A 20,204-nucleotide genomic window follows, 5' to 3' on the forward strand; every position below is an offset into this window, starting at 1 on the left:
TGGGTCCCTGCGTTCGCAGGGACGACGGGGATCTTTTGTCGTCTCACGCCGCATTCTTTGTCCCCTTCCGATGGCGCAGGAAACGGCCGAGCAGGCGTTGTCTGCCCTTGCGTGGAATCAGGTCGACGTCACTGACCAACTTGGCGCCGCCCTTGCGTCGCTCCAGCACGATCTTGCGGCTGTGGAACGCCTCCAACTCGGCGCGATGGGCGACGCTGACGATGGTGGCGTTCGGCAATTCCTTGATGACGAGCTCCATCATCTTGTCCTGGCTCTTTTCGTCGAGCGCCGACGTCGCCTCGTCCAGCACCACGATGTCGGGGTTGTGCAGCAACAGCCGCGCAAACGCCAGCCGCTGCTTTTCGCCGCCGGATAACGTCTGGTCCCATGGTCCCTCTTCCTCGATCTTCTCTTTGAGATGGTCGAGGCCGACCTTGTGCAGGGCGTCGCAGATCTGTTCGGTGAGCCAGTCCTCGGCGGCGCCGGGATAGGTAATCGCGCGGCGCAGCGTGCCGGTGGGGATGTAGGATTTCTGCGGCAGCATGAAGAGCCGGCGATCGGGATGAAAATTGACGCTGCCGCCGCCCCATGGCCACAGCCCCGCCAGCGCGCGAACCAGCGTGCTCTTGCCCGTGCCGGATTCGCCGGCCACCAGCAGTCGCTCGCCGGGTTCGATCACCACTTCGGTCTCGTCGACCACGGCGGTGCCATCGTCGAGCGACACCGAGAGATCGTTGAGGCTCAGCATGGCGCCGCCTTCCGTCATCCCACGCTGGATGCGGCCGATGCCGTCGCCCTGCTCGGCGCGCTCCAGGCCATCGAGCGACATCATCAGCGAAGCGATGCGGCGCGCGCAGGCGTTCCAGTCGGCCAGCCGGGGATAATTGTCGACCAGCCAGCCGAACGCGGTTTGCACGATGGTGAAGGCGGATGCCGCCTGCATCACCTGGCCCAGCGTCATGCTGCCCTCGAGAAATTTTGGCGCGCATAATAATATCGGAACCACCGGCGCGATGAGGCTCGATCCCTGCGACACCAGCGTGGTGCGCATGTGCTGGCCGGCGAGCCGCGCCCATTGCTGCAGCACTTTTGAAAAGGTCTTGTTGATGCCGTCGCGCTCTTCCTCTTCGCCGCCGAGCAGCGCGATGCTCTCGCCGTTCTCGCGCACGCGGGTCAGGACGTAGCGGTATTCGGCCTCGGCCTGGTTCTTGTTTTCGGATACCTGCACGAAGCTTCGCCCGATCGCCGTGATCGAGCCCGAAGCGATCGCAGCGTAGATGATCGCGGCGATCACGAGGAAGCCGGGGATTGTGACCGTCGTGCCGGCCAGCGTGATCGTGAGCGCGCCGCCGATGGTCCAGAGCACCACGATGAAGGTGGCGGCTGACAGAAATGCTGATGTGACGCCGGCGACGAAATCCACCGGCGAATCGGTCGCGATCCGCAAATCCTCCGCGATGCGGTATTCGGGATTCTGATGATCGCCGCCGACCAGGTTGAGTTGATAGTAGCGGCCGTTGGCTAGCCAGCGCGAGATCACCGCATTCGTGAGCCAGGCACGCCAGCGCCGTTGAATGCCCATGCGGGCAAACACCTGGGCCACGCCGAGCAACGCGCTGCCGATGGCGAGCGGGAAGAACACCGCGGCGAGATAATACACGGTGGCGGAGTCGCGCTTCTCGATGGCGTCGAAGATCGCGCGATTCCAGACATTGATGCCGTATTGAAAGGCGACATGGCCGACGATCAGGAGCGACAACCCGATCGACAGCAGCCACGCCAGCCGGTCGCCGCCACTGCCCCAATAGCCGCGCGCGCTGATCCAGAACCGCGTCAGCAGATAATTTTTGCGGGCCTGCTCGGCCTCCTCCGGAGACAATTCCGGATCGGGCTCGACGACCTCCGGCGGCGGCGGTTCGACACGTTCGCCGCCTTCCGCCGTGACGTCGACGAACTCTGATTTTTCTTCGGACTCAGGGAGTTTCTTTGCCGAGGATTTTTTGGCGGTTGGCTTTGACTTTGTGTCGGATCCGGCCATGGCCCAACAACGCGAGGGAAATCAGATGGTTCCCGCTGGTTCTGTCTGCTCGCAATGACCTGGAAACACCGATGCTAATCGTCTGCACTTGCAACGGCCGCACACGCGCTTCATCTCTCCCGCTTGCGGGGTCGAGACGAGCGAAGCTCGCTCTTGGGTCGGCGCGAAGCGCCGGGTGGGGGCTCCCTCCACTCGGGCAGTGTCGCCCGCGGAGACACCCCCACCCCAGCCCTCCCCCGCAAGTGGGAGAGGGAGCGCACCTTCTTCTTGGTCGCGATCAAATCTAATTTCATCATTGCTTTAGATCACGCCCGCGTTTCCGCGCTTTGCTCTACCTTTCGCCGGCCAACCCGGTGCAGCACACGGGAGAGCTGCTCGATCGAGTAGGGCTTTTGCAGCAGCTCGAAACCGTAGCTGCCGTGCTCCGACAGCACGTGACTGTAGCCGCTGGTCAGCACCACCGGCAGGTCGGGATGGCGGCGGCGGACTTCCTGGGCTAGTTCAATACCGGTCATGCCGGGCATCACGACGTCGGTGAATACGGCATCGAAATGCTCGGCGCCGGCCGCCAATTCTTCGAGTGCATGCACGGCGCTGCCGACAAGTCTGGTGGCGTAGCCGAGTTCGGCCAGCGCATCGGTGGCGAAGCGTCCGACCTCGGCATTGTCCTCGACCAGGAGCACCGAGATCCCGCTTCCGTCGATCGCCGCGGCATCCGCTGCCGGCATCTGTCGCGATTTGACGCTCCCGGCGGTGCGCGGCAGATACAGGGTGAAAATGCTGCCCTTGCCCACTTCGCTGGCCACAGCCACTTCGCCGCCGGATTGCTTGGCGAAGCCGAATACCTGCGACAGGCCGAGCCCGGTGCCATGGCCGGCCTGCTTGGTCGTGAAGAAGGGTTCGAAAATGCGTTCGAACTGGTCCGGCGGAATGCCGCTGCCGGTATCGGCGACGGATACGGCCACATAACCATATGGATGTTGCGGCTGCGGGGCGGCGTTGGGCAGGCTGGCTGCCATTCCGACCGCAATCGTCAGCCGCCCGCGGCCATCCATCGCGTCCCGCGCGTTCACGGCCATGTTGATGATGGCGGTTTCGAACTGGCCGGCGTCGGCGTTGACGAAGCACGGCTCTTCCGGCCCAAGGATGACAATTTCGATGCGCGTACCGATCAGGGTGCCGATCATTTCACTCAGCATCTGCACGGTCCGCCCAACGTCGAACACCTCCGGCTTCAACGTCTGCCGCCGCGCGAAGGCGAGCAATTGACCGGTCAGCTTGGCGGCGCGGGTCACCGTATCCGAGATCGCATCGATGTAGCGCAGCCGCCGCGCTTCCGGCAGGTCAGGCCGCCGCAACAGGTCCACGGAAGCGAGGATCACCGTCAGCAGATTATTGAAGTCGTGCGCAACGCCGCCGGTCAACTGGCCCAGCGCCTCCAGCCGCTGACCGTGCTTCAGCGCTTCCTCGGCCACCCGGCGCTTCTCGGCCTCGAAATAAAGGTGTCGCGTCCGTCGCAAGGCCAGCCCTAGCAGGGCAAACAACAGCGCGGTGGCCGGCGCGCCGAAAATCAGGTGCTGGCTCATGGTGGACAGCCAGCGTGCCCGGATCACCGACGTCTCGAGGCCGGCGCTGACATAGATCGGGTATTGGGTCAGCCGCTGATATCCGAGGCGCCGTTCGATGCCGTCGGTCGACGAGGTCACGGTGACGAGGCCGGACTTGGTATCGGCCTTGGTATCGGCTTTGGAATCGGCCGCGATCGGCTTTCCGATCGGGTCGCTGCGGTCGAGACGGACCTCGCGGCCTGCGGCCGGAAAGCGAGCCAGCACGGTGCCGTCCGCGCGACCGACCGCGAAGAAACTGCCCGGCTCGCGGCCGATCCGCGCGTAGTAATTTTCGAAATACTCCGGCAGCACAGAGGTCTGGATCACACCTGCGAAGCTGCCGTCCTCGCTCGGGCGCCGTCTGCCGACGCCGAAGAATGCGGCGCCCTGATAGGGTGGCCGCGGCGCGAGCGCCTCGCCAATATAGGTTCCGATATCGCCGGCGACGTGGGCCTTGAAATAGTCCCGGTCGGAAAAATCGATCTCGGGCGCCGGGACGACGAGGCTGTTGACGAGCGCGTGGCCCTTGGCGTCGAAGATCCAGGCCGACTTCACCTGCGGTAGCGAAGCGACCAACTGCTTCAGCCGCAAATGCAGCGCTTGTTCGCGGGCAACGATGTCAGCGTCGGGAAGGTCGCGGATGATCTCGGCGATCTCCGACAGGCTGCGGTCGATGGTCTCGAATACTTTCAGCGCATGCTCGTGCGCGACGTCCAGCGTGCGCTCGATTTCACGGTCGGCCGTTTCGCGGATCGAGACCCAGGAGACAGCAGATGCAAATACAAAGAGCGCCAACGGAAGCGCCAATGAGGCGACCATCATCCATTGCAGCAGTCTCAGCGAATTAGGTTGCGCGGTCTGCACGCTCGCTCCGGCTTCGTGGCGAGCTTAACGCAAAGTCGTGCTAGGAATAAAGCGGAGCGGGGAAGGGAACTCGCGCTTCCGGCGGCCAAGCCGGATTGATCATAATAGATTCAAATCCGGCCGTTCGCGGTATCCGGGCTACGGCATCACGCCTAGATCTGGCGCTCGACCATCTTCAGCTTGAGCTCGGCGATGGCTTCCGACGGGTTCAGGCCCTTCGGGCAGGACTTGGCGCAGTTCATGATGGTGTGGCAACGGTACAACCGGAACGGGTCTTCGAGGTTGTCGAGCCGTTCGCCGGTGGCCTCATCGCGGGAATCCTTCACCCAGCGCGTCGCCTGCAGCAGCGCGGCGGGCCCGAGGAAGCGTTCGCTGTTCCACCAGTAGCTCGGGCAGGAAGTCGAGCAGCAGGCGCACAGGATGCATTCGTAAAGGCCGTCGAGCTTTTCACGGTCCTCGTGGCTTTGCTTCCATTCCTTCTGCGGCGTCGGCGTCGTGGTCTTCAGCCACGGTTCGATCGAGGCATACTGCGCGTAGAAGTTGGTCAGGTCGGGCACCAGGTCCTTCACGACCGGCTGATGCGGCAGCGGATTGACCTTCACCGCGCCACCTGCGGCCACGTCGTGCATCGACTTGGTGCAGGCCAGCGTGTTCTGGCCGTCGATGTTCATGGCACAGGAGCCGCAGACGCCTTCGCGGCAGGAGCGGCGGAAGGTCAGCGTCGGGTCGATGTTGTTCTTGATCCAGATCAGGCCGTCGAGCACCATCGGCCCGCAATCGTTGATGTCGACATGATAGGTGTCGACGCTCGGGTTCTTGCCGTCGTCCGGATTCCAGCGATAGACCCGGAACTCGCGCGTCTCGGTCGCGCCTGCCGGCTTCGGCCAGGCCTTGCCGCCGGTGATCTTCGAATTTTTCGGAAGCGTGAATTCAGCCATGCTTGCAAGCCTTCGCTGTCGTCATCAATACACCCGCGCCTTTGGCGGGATGTACTGGACGTCGTTCGTCATCGTGTAGTCGTGCACCGGGCGGTAATCGATCACGGTCTTGCCGTTCGGATCGATCCAGGCCAGCGTGTGCTTCATCCAATTCTTGTCGTCGCGTTCCGCAAAGTCCTCGCGCGCGTGGGCGCCGCGGCTTTCGGTGCGGTTCGCCGCCGAATCCATGGTAACCACCGCCTGCACGATCAGATTATCGAATTCGAGCGTCTCGATCAGGTCGGAATTCCACACCAGGGAGCGGTCGGTGGTCGCGATGTCGCCGATGCCGCCATGCACCTTGTGAATCAGATTCTGGCCTTCGTGAAGGATTTCGCCAGTGCGGAACACCGCGCAATTGTTCTGCATCACATGCTGCATGCTGTCCCGCAGCTTCGCGGTCGGCGTGCCGCCCGAGGCATGGCGGTAATGATCGAGCCGTCCGAGCGCCATGTCGGCGGAATCCTTCGGCAATTCGGGCTGCTTGCCGTTGGGTGTCAGCTTTTCCGCGAGCCGCAGCGCTGCCGCGCGGCCGAACACGACGAGGTCGATCAGCGAGTTGGAGCCGAGTCGGTTGGCGCCATGCACGGACACGCAGGCCGCTTCGCCGATCGCCATCAGGCCCGGCACCACGGCATTGTCGTCGCCGTCCTTCTTGGTCAGGACTTCGGCGTGATAATTGGTGGGAATGCCGCCCATGTTGTAGTGCACCGTCGGCACGATCGGAATCGGCTCACGGGTGACGTCGACATTGGCGAAGATCTTCGCCGATTCGGAAATGCCGGGCAGTCGTTCCTGCAGCACCTTCGGATCGAGATGGTCGAGGTGCAGGTAGATGTGGTCTTTCTTCTTGCCGACGCCGCGGCCTTCGCGGATCTCGATGGTCATCGAGCGCGAGACCACGTCGCGTGAAGCGAGGTCCTTGGCGGATGGCGCATAGCGCTCCATGAAGCGCTCGCCCTCGGAATTGACGAGATAGCCGCCTTCGCCGCGCGCGCCCTCGGTGACGAGACAGCCGGCGCCGTAAATCCCGGTCGGGTGGAACTGGACAAACTCCATGTCCTGCAACGGCAGGCCGGCGCGCAGCACCATGCCGCCGCCGTCGCCAGTGCAGGTATGCGCCGAGGTGCAGGAGGCGTAGGCGCGGCCGTAGCCGCCGGTGGCAAGAATCGTGGTCTGGGCGCGGAAGCGGTGCAACGTGCCGTCGTCGAGCTTGAGCGCGATGACGCCGCGGCAGACGCCCTGGTCGTCCATGATCAGGTCGATGGCGAAGAATTCGATATAGAACTCGGCCGAATGGCGCAGCGCCTGGCCGTACATCGTGTGCAGCATGGCGTGACCGGTGCGGTCGGCGGCGGCGCAGGTGCGCTGCGCCTGGCCCTTGCCGTAGTCCATCGTCATGCCGCCGAACGGCCGCTGGTAGATCTTGCCGTCCTCGGTGCGCGAGAACGGCACGCCCCAATGCTCCAGCTCGTAGACGGCTTCCGGTGCGTTGCGCACCATGTATTCGATCGCGTCCTGGTCGCCGAGCCAGTCCGACCCCTTGACGGTGTCGTACATGTGCCAGCGCCAGTCGTCCTGATGCATGTTGCCGAGCGAAGCCGAAATGCCGCCTTGGGCCGCGACCGTATGCGAGCGTGTCGGGAACACTTTTGTAATACAGGCGGTACGCAGGCCAGCCTCGCTGCAGCCGACCACGGCGCGCAGGCCGGCGCCGCCGGCGCCGACGACCACGACGTCGTAGGTGTGGTCCTCGATCGGATAGGCTTTTCCGTTGCTGGCCGGGCCACTGGCCCTGGTGGCCTTGCCGTTACCTTCGGCGGGTGAACCTTGAGCAGCCGAACCTTGAGCAGCCATGGGTTACACTCCCGATGACAATTTGACGATCGCGTAGATCGACGCCAAGGCGACCGCGATACAGAAGAAATTATTGGCCATTACGCTTACGAGCTTCACCGTCTCGTTGTGCACATAGTCCTCGATGATGATCTGCATGCCGATCTTCATGTGCCAGGCGCTGGCGATGATGAAGAGGACCAGGATGATGGCGATCGGAAGCGAGCCGAGGATTTGTGCTGCGCCGGCCTGATTGCGGCCGATCAGCATCAGCACGATCACGATAACCGGCACGATCAGCAGTGTCATCGCCACCGCCGTGAGGCGCTGGCGCCAGAAATCGGTGGTGCCGGAATGCGAGGAACCGAGATAGCGGACGCGGCCGAGCGGCGTGCGCATCGAGGAGGGGCGGCTCATCGTCCGCCTCCGACCGTGTAGGCGATGATCCAGACCAGGACGGTCAGCGAAATGCCGGCGATCAGCGCGCCCCAGGTGAGGGCCTCGCGCTCGTTGGCCTTGAAGCCGTAGCCGAGGTCCCAGAAGAAGTAGCGGATACCGCTGACCAGATGGTGCAGCAGCGCCCAAGTGTAGCCGAACACGATCAGCTTGCCGATGATGCTGCCGGTGAACGCCTGGACATTGGCATACGCCCCGGGGCCGGAGGCGGCTGCGATCAGCCACCAGGCCAGCAGCAGGGTACCGAAATAGAGCGCAATCCCGGTGGCGCGGTGGATGACGGAAAGCGCCATCGTCAGGGTGACGCGGTAGGTCTGCAAATGGGGCGATATCGGTCGTTCGATCCTGGCGGTCATTCGGCGGCTTTTTACGTTGTGTGGGACCGCGGCCGGCCCACCGGGGAACGCGGTAGATGAATTCTATTTACGTAGTCGAGTCAGTCCGCGCAACGGCCAAATCGTTTTGGATCGAACAGCGGTTCACTGCTACGGGGCTGCGAAATGAGAATGATTCAGCAGGTTGGTATACCAGGAGGAGTGGGAACAGCCAAAGAAATGAACTAAGGATCTCATTTTTGGTCGACGTGCGCCCGAATGGATTGGTTCGGCGTTAGGCTCAACGAGATAATCGAAAAATGTTCTGATCTTCAGCGGTGCCAGCGGCGACGGCTGATCCGCGACCTGGCCTCCTCTGCTTGCCCTACAAGACGCCGGTGCATTCTTGGGGGCCGGCGGTGAGCGCATCGAGGGCTATTCAGCCAGAGCCGACCCGATATGCGGACCTATCAACGCGCTGTCGGGATTCTTGGCCGGCGTGTTCGGCATCGGCGCCGAGCCTTGCCGGCGCGGGAAAGCTGGAAGCTCGGTGACGATTTCGCCGAAGGGATTTTTGATCCGCATTTACGGCTTTTTCGTCGGGTTGTTGTCGACCTTGATGGGCCTAGTTGAGACGTGTCGCGGATCCCTCAGCCTTCAGCCGCACCTCGCTATGACGCCATTTGCGGATATCGCCCTGACGTTCGAGGCGACCAGTTTCAACCAAGACCTGAATGCGGGCAGCGAACATTTCGTCGGTAACGCCGAGGCCGCGTTCATGGCCTTGTTTTACGGCATACCAGATGATGGCTGCCATCTTCCGCCAGCGAGGTACGATAACCGAGAGGATGATTTGGTCGACCTGCTCCTCGGATGCAGTGGGTGGAAGCTGAACCTGGTCCCAACGCAACGAGCTGTTGATTTCGGGAAACTCGTCAAACGGAAGCAAATCGGGAAAGCGCTGAAAAATCTCTTGCAGTAGCTCCGAGTTGAGCTTGATGACAAGATCCCTGACGGAGGCGGCGTCCTTGTCGTGGCCGGCGAGAATGTTTGCAGCCGCCCTCGCTTCATCAAGTTCGCGGGCCGCAGTGAGCAAATAATCGAGGATCTCGGCCGCCTGGTCTTCATCCATCTCTGCCCCCGGAGCGGCCGCGCGCCTAACCCTTCGTGTAGATACTCTTATACGTATCCCGCAAAATATTCTTCTGCACCTTGCCCATGGCGTTGCGCGGCAATTCGTCAACGACGAAGACGCGCTTCGGCATCTTGAATTTGGCAAGTCGTCCGTCGAGCGCTTTCAGCACGCCCGCCTCGGTGACGTCTGCGCCCTTGTTGCAGACCAGCACCGCGGTGACGCCTTCGCCGAAATCGGCATGCGGCACGCCGATCACGGCGGATTCGATCACGCCCGGCATGGCGTCGATCTCGCTCTCGATTTCCTTGGGGTAGACGTTGAAGCCGCCTGAAATCACCAGATCCTTGCCGCGGCCCAGGATGTGCACGTATCCCTTGGCGTCGATCTTGCCGAGATCGCCGGTGATGAAGAAGCCGTCGTCGCGAAATTCGGCTTTTGTCTTCTCGGGCATGCGCCAGTAGCCCTTGAACACGTTGGGCCCTTTCACCTCGATCATGCCGATCTCGTCGCGCGCGAGCTCCTTGCCGGTCTCTGGATCGGTGACGCGCACGGAAACGCCGGGCAGGGGATGGCCGACGGCACCGGGGACGCGCTCGCCATCGTAGGGGTTTGAGGTGTTCATGTTGGTCTCGGTCATGCCGTAGCGTTCCAGCACGGCGTGGCCGGTGCGCGCGGCCCATTCACGATGGGTGTCGGCGAGCAGCGGCGCAGAGCCCGAAATGAACAGCCGCATGTGGCTGGTCGATTCCTTCGACAACGCCGGGCTCTGCAACAGCCGCGTGTAGAAGGTCGGCACGCCCATCAGCACGGTGGCGCGCGCCATCAGCTTGATGATCATTTCAGGGTCGAATTTCGGCAGGAAGATCATTGAGGCGCGGGCGAACAGGGTCACGTTGCTCGCCACGAACAGGCCGTGGGTGTGATAGATCGGCAGCGCGTGGATCAGCACGTCCTTGTCGGTGAAGCGCCAATAGTCGACCAGGCTGTAGGAGTTCGAGGCCAGATTGTCGTGCGTCAGCATCGCTCCCTTGGAGCGGCCGGTGGTGCCTGAGGTGTAGAGAATGGCAGCCAGATCGTCATTGCCTCGGGCGACCGTCGCGAAGACGGCATCGGCCTTGGCGGCGGCGTCCGTCAGTGACCCCTTGCCGTCGGGCCCGAGCGTTTCGACCTTTGCCTTCACCTTCGCCGCGATAGTGCCGATGTCCTCGGCCTTGGACGGATCGCAGACGACCAGCGCGGGCTCGGCGTCGGAGATGAAGTAGTCGAGCTCGTTCAGCGTATAGGCGGTGTTGAGCGGCAAATAGACCGCGCCGGCGCGTACGGTTGCGAGATAGAGCACCAGCGCCGGCACCGATTTCTCAGTCTGGGCTGCGACACGGTCGCCGAGCTTGACGCCGCGCGAGACCAGCACATTCGCCGTCTGGCCGGCGCGGGCGATCAGCTCGCCATAGCTGATGCGCGTGCCATCGAGCATCTCGATCGCGAGCCGATTCGGATCGTCGAGCGTGTCGAACAGGCGGGAAAACAGGTTGGCGTTGGCAGTCGTGTTCATGCAAACTTCCCCAAGAGGGCGCTGGCCTGCGAATTTCGCAGGCTGGAATAGCAAGAACGCCCTTCAAAAAGCAACGGAGACAGTTTGCATGACAAATGGCGGGAAACGCGTGGCCTGGGTGACGGGCGGTGGCAGCGGGATCGGCGAGGCCGGCGCCGAGGCGCTGGCAGCCGATGGCTGGACGGTGGTGGTCTCGGGGCGGCGGAAAGATGCCCTCGACAAGGTCGTGGCCAATATCACTCAAAAGGGCGGCAAAGCCGAGGCGATCGCGCTCGATGTCAGCAGCAAGGCGGATGTCGACAAGGCGGCGGACCAGATCCTCAGCCGACACGGCCGGATCGACCTCTTGGTCAACAGTGCCGGCATCAACGTGCCCAAGCGAAGCTGGGCCGACATGGAACTGGAGGGCTGGGGCAAGGTCGTCGATATCAACCTCAACGGCGTGCTCTACTGCATGCGCGCGGTGCTGCCGGCGATGCGAAAACAGAAGGACGGCTGCATCATCAACGTCGCGTCCTGGGCCGGCCGTCACGTGTCAAAGATGCCGGGCCCGGCCTACACCACGACAAAACATGCGGTGCTGGCGCTGACCCATTCCTTCAACATGGACGAATGCGTCAATGGCCTGCGCGCCTGCTGCCTGTCGCCGGGCGAGGTCGCGACCCCGATCCTGAAATCGCGGCCGGTGGTGCCATCGGAGGAAGAGCAGGCCAAAATGCTGCAGCCGGAAGATTGCGGTCGCACCATCGCCTTCGTCGCCAGCCTACCGCCGCGGGTCTGCGTCAACGAGATCCTGATCAGCCCGACGCATAATCGCGGCTTCATCCAGACGCCGCATAATCGGGATTGAAGCGAGCTCTCTCCATTGTCGTCCCTGCGAACGCAGGGACCCATAACCACTGATGTTTGTGTTGCGCACCAGCGGTGGCCCCAGCTTTCGCAATGCTCACGCCTGTGGTTATGGGCCCCTGCGTTCGCAGGGGCGACGGGAGAGCGCCCCGTCACCGCACGGATCACGCCCCCAAAAGTTTCAAGCATCACGATAAATTATTCGCCGAAACCGGCCCAAAAACCTCCCGTAGCTCGGGCCAACGACGACGAAATCAACCGGTCCATCGACCAGCGTCGTTGTTTTCATCACCGGCGATACCCGCCGGGCACAGCAATCCTCGGGAGAAGATTCCATGTCAAAACGTATTGCACTTCTGTCCGCCGCCGTGTTCAGCGCGCTGGCTCTCACCGCCACCATCACCGCGCCAGTTAGCGCAGAAGAAAAGACCGTGATGGTCGGAGGTGCGGCGATGTTCCCCTCCAAGAACATCATCCAGAACGCCGTCAACTCGAAGGACCACACCACGCTGGTCGCCGCCGTGAAGGCGGCCGGTCTGGTCGCGACGCTGGAAGGCAAGGGCCCGTTCACCGTGTTCGCGCCGACCAACACCGCCTTCGGCAAGCTGCCGGCCGGCACCGTCGAGACGCTGGTGAAGCCTGAGAACAAGGCGACCCTGACCAAGATCCTCACCTACCATGTCGTGCCCGGCAAGCTCGCCGCGTCCGACCTCACAGATGGCAAGAAGCTCAAGACGGCCGAGGGCGAAGAGCTGACGGTCAAGAGGCAGGACGGCAAGACCTGGATCGTCGACGCCAAGGGCGGAACCTCTTCGGTCACGATCACCAACGTCAACCAGTCGAACGGCGTGATCCATGTGGTCGACACCGTGCTGATGCCGGCGTCCTGAGCTCCCGCGCGCCGCTGACTGTCCCAACAGGGGCGTGCGGATTGGCGGGCCGGGGCAACCCGGCTCGCTTTTTCGTGAAGGTCGATACGCGCCATGCATCGTTCTGATAGAATCATGGCAGTAACGAAACCAGGTTCCAGGCGTATATTCGATACGAATTGCAAGCGGGGATGAGCCATGTCGGCCGTAACAGTCAGCGACGAGCACGCCGCGTCAACCAAGGCAAAGGTCATTCAGCCGGCTTGGGTGCGGGCGATGCATTGGACCAACGCGTTTGCGATGGTCCTGATGATCATGTCGGGATGGCAGATCTATAACGCCTCGCCATTATTCGGCTTTACGTTCCCCCGTTCGATCACGCTGGGCGGCTGGCTCGCCGGAGGGCTGCTCTGGCATTTCGCCGCGATGTGGCTGTTGATGGTCAACGGCCTGATCTACTTGGTGATGGGCGTTGTTACCGGCCGCTTCCGCAAGAAGCTGCTGCCGATCACGCCGGAGGGTGTGATTTCAGATACGAAAGCTGCGCTGACCGGCAAGCTGTCGCACGACGACCTCAGCAGATACAATTATGTGCAGAAGCTGCTCTACGCCGGCATCATCGTCGTCGGCATCCTCATCGTGTTGTCGGGACTGGCGCTCTGGAAGCCGGTGCAATTGAAATACCTGGCGGCGCTGTTCGGCGGCTATGAGGGCGCCCGTTACGTCCATTTCTTCTGCATGGCGGCGATTGTCGCCTTCATGGTGGTTCATGTTGCGCTCGCCCTCCTGGTGCCGAAGAGCCTGCGCGCCATGATCATCGGCCGCTAGTTCAAGGGAGAACGATCATGGGCCGCATGCGCAAGCTTCTGATTCCCGGCGTCGACAAGACGCTTCTCGTCAGAGACGCCGTCAAGTCCATGCCGGATCTCACCCGGCGGCGCTTCATCTCGGGCGGCGCCAGCCTCGGCGCGCTGACGCTTCTGACCGGCTGCGACGTGACGGACAGCTTCTCGGCCGAGGAGATGCTGAAGCAGGTCTCGAAATTCAATGACGGTGTGCAGGCATTGATGTTCAATCCCAATGCGATGGCGCCGACGTTCCCGGAAAGCGCAATTACAAAGCCGTTCCCGTTCAACGCCTATTACGACCTCGACGAGGCGCCGGAAGTCGACGGCAAGACGTGGAAGCTCGAGGTGCGCGGTCTCGTCGAGAACAAGAAGTCCTGGACGCTGGACGAGCTCTATCAACTGCCGCAGGTCAAGCAGGTGACGCGTCACATCTGCGTCGAAGGCTGGAGCGCGATCGGAAGCTGGACCGGCACGCCGTTGCGCGATTTCCTCAAACTGGTCGGCGCGGATACGCGGGCGAAATATGTCTGGTTCCAGTGCGCCGACAAAGACGGCTACAATTCGCCGCTCGACATGCCGAGCGCGCTGCATGCGCAGACCCAGATGACGTTCAAATTCGGCGACGAGATTCTGCCGCGCGCCTATGGTTTCCCGATGAAGATCAGGGTGCCGACCAAGCTCGGCTTCAAGAATCCGAAGTACGTGCTCTCGATGGAAGTCACCAACGACTACAAGGGCGGCTTCTGGGAAGACCAGGGATATAATTCGTTTAGCGGAAGTTAGTCGCGCTTGGTCGCTTCGTCCTCAGCGCGTGACGTCAGGACGATCCAGCCTCTTGATGCAGCTCGCCACCCCGCATTAAGCGGCGGGCGATGTCGGCTGTCTGCAGTGAGGCACGTTCTGTCGGTGAATGGGCGGCCAGATAGCGGGCAACCGCGATCAGGATGTGCCGGCCCTCGTTCGTATCGCCCCACGTGCCGAACTGCCGGACTCCGGCCTCCAGCATCTGATATGCATGGAAGCCTGCATCTTCGCGCAGCACCGCATGCGCGAGCGTAGCGATCAGCGCCTGCGGCGAATGGCCGAGCGTGAGATGCCGTGCCACCAGGCTTGCAGCGAGATCGACCTGTCTCTGCCGGTCGAAGGCGTCGAGCAAGGCGGCGCTGATCGTCTCTGGATCCGCGGGCAGATCATCGAGTTGCTCGCTACCGTCGCCCGGAATGCGCGCCGGCGGCACATTGAGATAGCGCGCAAGGTAGAGCGCCATCGCTCCGTGCAATATGCCGCGCACGGCCGTGGCGTGAGTGTCAATGTGGGCAGTCCCGATGCGCATCAGCATCTGGTGGACTGCGTTGGCGTAGGTGAACACGTGATGCGCCGTCTCCCAGTCGGCGTGCTCGTTGGCATTGCCGAAGCGGGCCACCCTGAGCGCTGCCGCGTAGGCGAGCGATTGGCCAAGGTCGGCAGGAGCGGCACCGGCGCGGATCGCCTCCTTGAGCGCGTCAACGATCCTGGCCGGATCGTCACCGAGCAGCTCTTGAGCAAGTGCGGCGTGGCCCGACCAGTCGCGCGAGCCGCGTCCGGCAGCGAACAGGCCCGCGAGTTCGCTGGTTGATTTCTCACACAACGCAACAAGGTCGACGGGCTGTCGCCACGCAGTCGACTCCTCAGCGCCACGGGCCGCTACCATCTGACCGACGACAGTCGGCAGCAGCGCCGCCGCGTGTTGCCAGCCTATCAGGTCGAGGCACTCGAACGCCTTGTTGATGAAGTCGAGCGAGTGTCCGGTGTCGGCGAACGCCCGCTCGGTCTCGGCGGTGAACAGAACATCAGCGAGTTCAGCCGGGGAGAGGCCGGCAGCAATCGCCGTGAGCAGGGTGCGCTCGGCCGCCTCGCGATGGCGAACGTTTGTCCAGCGCCGTAGCCAACGTTTGAGCGCGGCCGGATCCGGCTGGCTTCCAAGCGGCGAGCGTTCCCGCCGCGGCGCCTCGCCGTCGCAGTCCGCCGCCACGCGGCGCGCGCCGTGGAATAGAGCGAGATAGGCTTCATCCTCCGGCAGCGAAGGCAGGATATTGGCGAGTGCCGTAAGGATCGTAAGACCGACGCCCCAGCCGTCGCGATTTTGCGCCCCGAACAGCGCCACCTCCCGCACGATTTCGGTCTGCGGTACGCCCGCCGCGAGCTGACCATGTATGGCCTTGGCAATGACCAGACCAAGGTCGTGGGCGAGGCCGTTCGCAAGCCGCTGACGCCAGTGCGCTGCGAGATCGGCATGCGTGAACGTGGTCTTCACCCAGACGTCACCATTGCGCACCTCGACCGGGCAGATCGGCACGTCGTCCGCCCACAGGTCGAAGGTGCAGCCGCTTTCGAGATCGAAGCGCGCGTGGTGCCAGTGACAGGTCAAGATGCCGTCTTCGACGCTGCCGCGCTCGAGCGGGAAGCCCATGTGCGGGCACCGATTGTCGAGCGCGAAGACACGTCCGCGGTCGTAAATGACGAGGATCGGACGATGGTCACCGTGCACAACGAGCCGCCCCTTGAGCTTCAGCTCCTCAAGGCTGCCCGCCAGCGCAAATTCCTTGCTCGGCGCGTCCATGCGCATACCTCCCATTGTCGCTTCGGGGGTGCTGCAGGTACTGCGCAACATAGGCATCCTCTCGCGCAAAGGCGAGAGGGTGCGGTGGTGTTGGAGCTGCGCGAAGTAACCGCACTGGATCGCGCCGCTGCAGTTCTGAGCGTTACCTCAACGCGCACTGAAGGTGAGGCCGGCGCGCTCCGTCAGACGCTTGCGCAACGCCGGACCCATCAGCGCGGCCGGCGTCCAGATGCCGCCCTCGCCCTGCACGTCGCGCACGAGGCAGAGAGCGCTCTCGGCGATCATCTTGCTGGTCGAGCCGTAGCCGGGATCGCGGTCGCCCTTGACGACCGTCTCGACCCGTCCGCCATCCGGCAGCTCGCCCAGGAAGAGGATGTCGTAGAAGCCCTTCTCGCGCTGTTCCCGGGAGGGGCCCGCGCCGGGTTTGAGACCGCCGGTCCTGAACAAGGAAAACGCCGTGGCGAACGTCTCGGTCGTCACGCTGGCGATTTCTCCCAATCCCGGCGCGACCATCATCTCGTCGTAGACGAAATCCCTGCCGTAGAGATGACCCAACAGGAAATTCGTGCGGTGCACGTTCTTGGTGTTGACCGGCGCCATGGGGAACGGCACGAGCCATGCGTTCATGTGCGGGTCGTATTCGGGGATGAGGCCCGACGGCTGAGACGGCCCGGTGAACCCCGGCGTCAACGCGAAGGGGTCGGTCAGCAGCCCGATCAGGGCCGGGTCGCGCGCGGCGGCGGCCAATGTCGCCTGGGCGCTCGCGGCGGTGCCGCCAGACATGCCGCCTTTCACCCTGCGCAGGCGGGCTTTGACCCGCCGCGCCGGACGTCCGAATTTCTCGCGCGCCTTCTCCTGCACCGTGAGCACGCCGAGGTCGAACGGGATGGAATCGAAGCCGCAGGAGAAGACGATGCGCGAGCCGGTCCGTTTCGCCTCTTCGTGATAGGCGTCGATCATGCGCCGCATCCAAACCGGCTCGCCGCAGAGATCAACATAGGCCGTTCCCGTGGCCGCGCAGGCCGCCACCAGCCCGGGACCGTGGAGCTGATAGGGTCCGACAGTTGTGATGATCACGGCCGCACGCTCGCACATCGAACGCAGGCTGGCCGGCTCGTCGGCATTCGCCTTGACGAACGGCAAATCGTCCGGTGCGCCGATGTCGACACGCACCTTCCGGAGCTTATCGGTCGAGCGCCCCGCGATCGCCCAGGACGGAGCATCGTCGCCGCGATAGGACGTCGCCAGATACTCGGCGATGAGACGGCCGGTGTAACCCGTCGCACCATAGACGACGAGGTCGAAGTCCCGCTTCACGACGTTGGTCCTCCTCGAGACCCGGGAGAGCTACCGCCCCATCGCGTTTGGTGGAGAGTACCACAGTTCCCGCTGCCGAGCAGACACCTTACCATCAGGCGACGTCACTTTATGCCGCAAACTGCTACACTCCCGTCGTCCCTGCGAACGCAGGGACCCATACCGCGTGATCTGAATATTGGAAAAGGCTGGAGCAAACAGCCTCGTATAACCACGAAATCCTGTGGTTATGGATCCCTGCGTTCGCAGGGACGACCCGTGGATGGAGAACGCATCACGGCGGAGATTTCCGCACTACCTTCCTCTGAAACGCCGACAGCACCGCGCCCAGCGCCAGCATCGCCGCGGAAACATTCAGCGCGAACGACAGGCTGCCCAGCGTATCCGTGATCGCGCCGACCAGGATCGGGCCCAGCGTCTGGCCGACGCCGAATGAAATCGTCATCGCAGCAATCGCGGTAGGCCAGGCCGGCGGCGGGTAGTTGAAGCGGACGAAGGCGGTGGTGGAGCCGACCACGGCGAAGAACGCGACGCCGAATACCAGCGCCGATGTGGCGAGCAACCACACCGAGTGCCCGAAGATCGGCATCGCCGCGCCAATGGCGTTGACGCCGAGAATGATCGTGGTGGCGAGGCCGCCGCGGTCGAGCGCCAGTACGCGGCGCCATACCCAGGGCGTGATGAAAGCGCTGACACCGATCAGGCTCCAGAACGCGCTCTGCGCCGCGGCGCTACCACCCGCGTCGCGGATATAGGCGATCATGAAGGTCATGTAGGCGATGTAGCCGGCGCCAAACAGAAAATAGCCGGCGAGATAGATCACGACCGGCGCGACGGCGAATTTGGCCGCCGTCGTTTCGGTCAGGGCTGCACCGGCATGAAACGGTGCGAGCAGGACCGGGATCGTCATGACGACCGCCAGCACGGTCATCGCCCACCAGACCATCCACCACGAGCCCGGCCCAAAGCCCTGCAGCACGAACGGCGCCACCAGTCCCGACGCCAGGATGCCGATCCCGGGGCCGGCATAGAACAGGCTGAGCAGAAAATTCGCCCGCTCGGGGCGCGACTGCGCAATGGTCGCCGCCAGCGCGCCGCCGCCGACGAATCCGGCCGCGGCGCCAACGCCCGCCAGAAGCCGCGCAAAACTCAGGACGTAGAAATTCCCTGTGGTGGCGCAGAGCGCCAGCGATAGCACGCAGGCCAGCGTGCCCCATCGAACCGAAGCGGCCAGTCCAAAACGCCGGATCATGCGCGAGGCGAGCAGGGCGCCCGCGAGATAGCCGGCGGCGTTGATGGTGTTCATGAAACCGGCCGCGGAATAGCTCCAGGCCAGGGTGTCGCGCATGTCAGGCAGCACCAGCGCATAGGCAAAGCGGCCGATGCCGAGACCGACGGTCGGCGCCAGCGACAGAATGAGGATCAGCCGTGCGGGATGCGCGTAACTCGCGGGACGGTCGGGGGCGTGCAAGGAATTTGCTCCGGCGGAACGGCATTGTGGCAGGCCGGCAGGGGGATGCACAGGCTCTGCGGCCGCAATGGTGTCTTGCCAATCGCGCAATGCCGCTCTAGCACTCCCGCCGGCCCCGTCATTCCGGGGCGCGGCAAAGCCGCGAACCTCAGATGCGCAATTGCGCATCGGGGAATCGCGTCGCATCCAATCTCGGGATTCCGGGTCCGGCGCATCGCGCCGTCCCGGAATGACGAACATAGCAAGGATCTTCCATGGCGACCCATAAACTGCTGCTTCTCCCTGGCGATGGTATCGGCCCCGAAGTGATGGGGGAGGTGCAGCGCCTGATCGACTGGCTGAACGCGGCAGGCATCGCGTCATTCGAGACCGAGCAGGGGTTGGTCGGCGGCTCCGCCTATGACGCGCACAAGGTGTCGATCTCGGAAGGCGACATGGACAAAGCCAAGGCGGCCGATGCCATCATCTTCGGCGCGGTCGGTGGTCCCAAGTGGGACAGCGTGCCCTACGAGGCGCGCCCCGAAGCGGGCTTGTTGCGCCTGCGCAAGGATCTCGGCCTGTTCGCCAATCTGCGTCCCGCCGTGTGCTACCCGGCGCTCGCCGATGCTTCCAGCCTGAAGCGCGAGGCGGTCGAAGGCCTCGACATCATGATCGTGCGCGAACTGACCGGCGGCGTCTATTTCGGCGAGCCGAAAACCATCACCGATCTCGGCAACGGCCAGAAGCGCGCCATCGATACCCAGGTCTACGACACCTATGAGATCGAGCGCATCGGCCGCGTCGCCTTCGATTTGGCGCGCAAGCGCCGCAACAAGGTGACGTCGATGGAAAAGCGCAACGTCATGAAATCGGGCGTGCTCTGGAACGAGGTCATGACGGCCGTCCATGCGCGCGAATATAACGACGTGACGCTGGAGCATCAGCTCGCCGATTCCGGCGGCATGATGCTGGTGAAGGCGCCAAAACAGTTCGACGTCATCGTGACCGACAATCTGTTCGGCGACATGCTGTCCGATATCGCGGCGATGCTCACGGGATCGCTCGGCATGCTGCCCTCGGCTTCGCTCGGCGAGGTCGACGCCAAGACCAAAAAGCGCCGCTCGCTGTTCGAGCCGGTGCACGGCTCGGCGCCCGACATCGCCGGCAAGGGCCTCGCTAATCCGATCGCGATGATTTCGTCGTTCGGGATGGCGCTGCGCTATTCCTTCGATATGGGCGCGCTGGCCGACAAGGTCGACGCGGCGATCGCAGCGGTGCTGGCGAGTGGATTGCGTACGGCGGATATCAAGTCCGAGGGCACGACGGCAGCCTCAACAACGCAGATGGGCGAGGCGATTTTGAAGGAATTGCAGAAGCTGCACGCGTAAGCGCGCAAAAAATTCGGTGTCGTCCCTGCGAACGCAGGGACCCATAACCACAGCCCTCGGTCGTGAAGCGAAAGCCGTCGGCCAACGTGCCTGAATCGAGAAGCC

General features: G+C 63.4%; 17 protein-coding genes. 5 read left to right on the plus strand and 12 right to left on the minus strand.

The features are described from left to right. Positions 1–43: 43 nt before the first annotated feature. The 9 genes from KJQ96_RS29285 to KJQ96_RS29325 all read right to left on the minus strand — a co-directional run bounded on the left by KJQ96_RS29285 (position 44) and on the right by KJQ96_RS29325 (position 10,779). Positions 44–2,038 carry an ABC transporter ATP-binding protein/permease gene (locus tag KJQ96_RS29285; protein ID WP_213289838.1) on the minus strand — a complete coding sequence of 665 codons (1,995 nt, stop codon included), beginning with the start codon at positions 2,036–2,038 and terminating at the stop codon, positions 44–46. A 305-nt stretch (positions 2,039–2,343) separates the two neighbouring features. Then, the gene (locus KJQ96_RS29290) at positions 2,344–4,509 is read right to left on the minus strand and encodes a hybrid sensor histidine kinase/response regulator (RefSeq protein WP_213289839.1); all 2,166 of its coding nucleotides are present in this window, start codon (positions 4,507–4,509) and stop codon (positions 2,344–2,346) included. 152 nt (positions 4,510–4,661) lie between these two features. Then, positions 4,662–5,447: a succinate dehydrogenase iron-sulfur subunit gene (locus KJQ96_RS29295; RefSeq protein ID WP_213289840.1), complete on the minus strand. Its 786-nt coding sequence runs from the start codon at positions 5,445–5,447 to the stop codon at positions 4,662–4,664. A 24-nt stretch (positions 5,448–5,471) separates the two neighbouring features. Next, the gene (gene sdhA, locus KJQ96_RS29300) at positions 5,472–7,343 is read right to left on the minus strand and encodes a succinate dehydrogenase flavoprotein subunit (RefSeq protein ID WP_249734663.1); all 1,872 of its coding nucleotides are present in this window, start codon (positions 7,341–7,343) and stop codon (positions 5,472–5,474) included. 3 nt (positions 7,344–7,346) lie between these two features. Continuing rightward, positions 7,347–7,721, minus strand: a complete 375-nt coding sequence (gene sdhD, locus KJQ96_RS29305; RefSeq protein WP_213289870.1) for a succinate dehydrogenase, hydrophobic membrane anchor protein — start codon at positions 7,719–7,721, stop codon at positions 7,347–7,349. A gap of 14 nt (positions 7,722–7,735) precedes the next feature. Then, on the minus strand, positions 7,736–8,134 hold the full coding sequence (gene sdhC, locus KJQ96_RS29310) for a succinate dehydrogenase, cytochrome b556 subunit (RefSeq protein ID WP_213289841.1): 399 nt from the start codon (positions 8,132–8,134) through the stop codon (positions 7,736–7,738). A 393-nt stretch (positions 8,135–8,527) separates the two neighbouring features. After that, positions 8,528–8,677 carry a hypothetical protein gene (locus KJQ96_RS29315; protein WP_213289842.1) on the minus strand — a complete coding sequence of 50 codons (150 nt, stop codon included), beginning with the start codon at positions 8,675–8,677 and terminating at the stop codon, positions 8,528–8,530. 40 nt (positions 8,678–8,717) lie between these two features. Beyond that, positions 8,718–9,224 carry a DUF3658 domain-containing protein gene (locus tag KJQ96_RS29320; protein WP_213289843.1) on the minus strand — a complete coding sequence of 169 codons (507 nt, stop codon included), beginning with the start codon at positions 9,222–9,224 and terminating at the stop codon, positions 8,718–8,720. Between the two features lie 25 nt (positions 9,225–9,249). Further along, positions 9,250–10,779, minus strand: coding sequence for a malonyl-CoA synthase (locus tag KJQ96_RS29325; RefSeq protein WP_213289844.1), 1,530 nt, complete (start codon positions 10,777–10,779; stop codon positions 9,250–9,252). An 88-nt stretch (positions 10,780–10,867) separates the two neighbouring features. Between KJQ96_RS29325 and KJQ96_RS29330 the strand changes: the two genes are divergently transcribed. From KJQ96_RS29330 to KJQ96_RS29345, 4 genes are all read left to right on the plus strand, one after another. Further along, a complete protein-coding gene (locus KJQ96_RS29330; protein ID WP_213289845.1) occupies positions 10,868–11,629 on the plus strand; it encodes an SDR family oxidoreductase in 762 nt (253 codons plus the stop codon). A 334-nt stretch (positions 11,630–11,963) separates the two neighbouring features. Next, the gene (locus KJQ96_RS29335) at positions 11,964–12,518 is read left to right on the plus strand and encodes a fasciclin domain-containing protein (RefSeq protein ID WP_213289846.1); all 555 of its coding nucleotides are present in this window, start codon (positions 11,964–11,966) and stop codon (positions 12,516–12,518) included. 177 nt (positions 12,519–12,695) lie between these two features. Continuing rightward, the gene (locus KJQ96_RS29340; RefSeq protein WP_213289847.1) at positions 12,696–13,325 is read left to right on the plus strand and encodes a cytochrome b/b6 domain-containing protein; all 630 of its coding nucleotides are present in this window, start codon (positions 12,696–12,698) and stop codon (positions 13,323–13,325) included. Positions 13,326–13,342: 17 nt separating this feature from the next. Continuing rightward, positions 13,343–14,128, plus strand: a complete 786-nt coding sequence (locus KJQ96_RS29345; RefSeq protein WP_213289848.1) for a molybdopterin-dependent oxidoreductase — start codon at positions 13,343–13,345, stop codon at positions 14,126–14,128. Between the two features lie 34 nt (positions 14,129–14,162). On the opposite strand, the gene KJQ96_RS29350 is transcribed toward KJQ96_RS29345, so the two are convergent. The 3 genes from KJQ96_RS29350 to KJQ96_RS29360 form a co-directional block, all read right to left on the minus strand. Beyond that, complete coding sequence (locus KJQ96_RS29350; protein WP_249734665.1) at positions 14,163–15,944, minus strand: Rieske (2Fe-2S) protein; 1,782 nt, start codon at positions 15,942–15,944, stop codon at positions 14,163–14,165. Positions 15,945–16,091: 147 nt separating this feature from the next. Next, a complete protein-coding gene (locus KJQ96_RS29355) occupies positions 16,092–17,261 on the minus strand; it encodes a trans-acting enoyl reductase family protein (protein WP_213289849.1) in 1,170 nt (389 codons plus the stop codon). Positions 17,262–17,535: 274 nt separating this feature from the next. After that, positions 17,536–18,732 carry a YbfB/YjiJ family MFS transporter gene (locus KJQ96_RS29360; RefSeq protein WP_213289850.1) on the minus strand — a complete coding sequence of 399 codons (1,197 nt, stop codon included), beginning with the start codon at positions 18,730–18,732 and terminating at the stop codon, positions 17,536–17,538. Positions 18,733–18,986: 254 nt separating this feature from the next. Between KJQ96_RS29360 and leuB the strand changes: the two genes are divergently transcribed. After that, positions 18,987–20,099, plus strand: coding sequence for a 3-isopropylmalate dehydrogenase (gene leuB, locus KJQ96_RS29365; protein ID WP_213289851.1), 1,113 nt, complete (start codon positions 18,987–18,989; stop codon positions 20,097–20,099). The last annotated feature ends 105 nt before the right edge of the window (positions 20,100–20,204 follow it).

The organism is Bradyrhizobium sp. sGM-13, assembly GCF_018398875.1.
In the GTDB taxonomy this organism is placed as follows: Bacteria; Pseudomonadota; Alphaproteobacteria; order Rhizobiales; family Xanthobacteraceae; genus Bradyrhizobium.

What these genes read in the sequence shown, in the direction of transcription:
- KJQ96_RS29340 (WP_213289847.1), top strand. Translation starts at nt 12,696, where the DNA reads ATGTCGGCCGTAACAGTCAGCGACGAGCACGCCGCGTCAACCAAGGCA.
- sdhD (WP_213289870.1), bottom strand. Translation starts at nt 7,721, where the DNA reads ATGCGCACGCCGCTCGGCCGCGTCCGCTATCTCGGTTCCTCGCATTCC.
- KJQ96_RS29325 (WP_213289844.1), bottom strand. Translation starts at nt 10,779, where the DNA reads ATGAACACGACTGCCAACGCCAACCTGTTTTCCCGCCTGTTCGACACG.
- KJQ96_RS29320 (WP_213289843.1), bottom strand. Translation starts at nt 9,224, where the DNA reads ATGGATGAAGACCAGGCGGCCGAGATCCTCGATTATTTGCTCACTGCG.
- sdhA (WP_249734663.1), bottom strand. Translation starts at nt 7,343, where the DNA reads ATGGCTGCTCAAGGTTCGGCTGCTCAAGGTTCACCCGCCGAAGGTAAC.
- leuB (WP_213289851.1), top strand. Translation starts at nt 18,987, where the DNA reads ATGGCGACCCATAAACTGCTGCTTCTCCCTGGCGATGGTATCGGCCCC.
- KJQ96_RS29315 (WP_213289842.1), bottom strand. Translation starts at nt 8,677, where the DNA reads ATGCGGATCAAAAATCCCTTCGGCGAAATCGTCACCGAGCTTCCAGCT.
- KJQ96_RS29330 (WP_213289845.1), top strand. Translation starts at nt 10,868, where the DNA reads ATGACAAATGGCGGGAAACGCGTGGCCTGGGTGACGGGCGGTGGCAGC.
- KJQ96_RS29285 (WP_213289838.1), bottom strand. Translation starts at nt 2,038, where the DNA reads ATGGCCGGATCCGACACAAAGTCAAAGCCAACCGCCAAAAAATCCTCG.
- KJQ96_RS29350 (WP_249734665.1), bottom strand. Translation starts at nt 15,944, where the DNA reads ATGGACGCGCCGAGCAAGGAATTTGCGCTGGCGGGCAGCCTTGAGGAG.
- KJQ96_RS29295 (WP_213289840.1), bottom strand. Translation starts at nt 5,447, where the DNA reads ATGGCTGAATTCACGCTTCCGAAAAATTCGAAGATCACCGGCGGCAAG.
- KJQ96_RS29345 (WP_213289848.1), top strand. Translation starts at nt 13,343, where the DNA reads ATGGGCCGCATGCGCAAGCTTCTGATTCCCGGCGTCGACAAGACGCTT.
- KJQ96_RS29335 (WP_213289846.1), top strand. Translation starts at nt 11,964, where the DNA reads ATGTCAAAACGTATTGCACTTCTGTCCGCCGCCGTGTTCAGCGCGCTG.
- sdhC (WP_213289841.1), bottom strand. Translation starts at nt 8,134, where the DNA reads ATGACCGCCAGGATCGAACGACCGATATCGCCCCATTTGCAGACCTAC.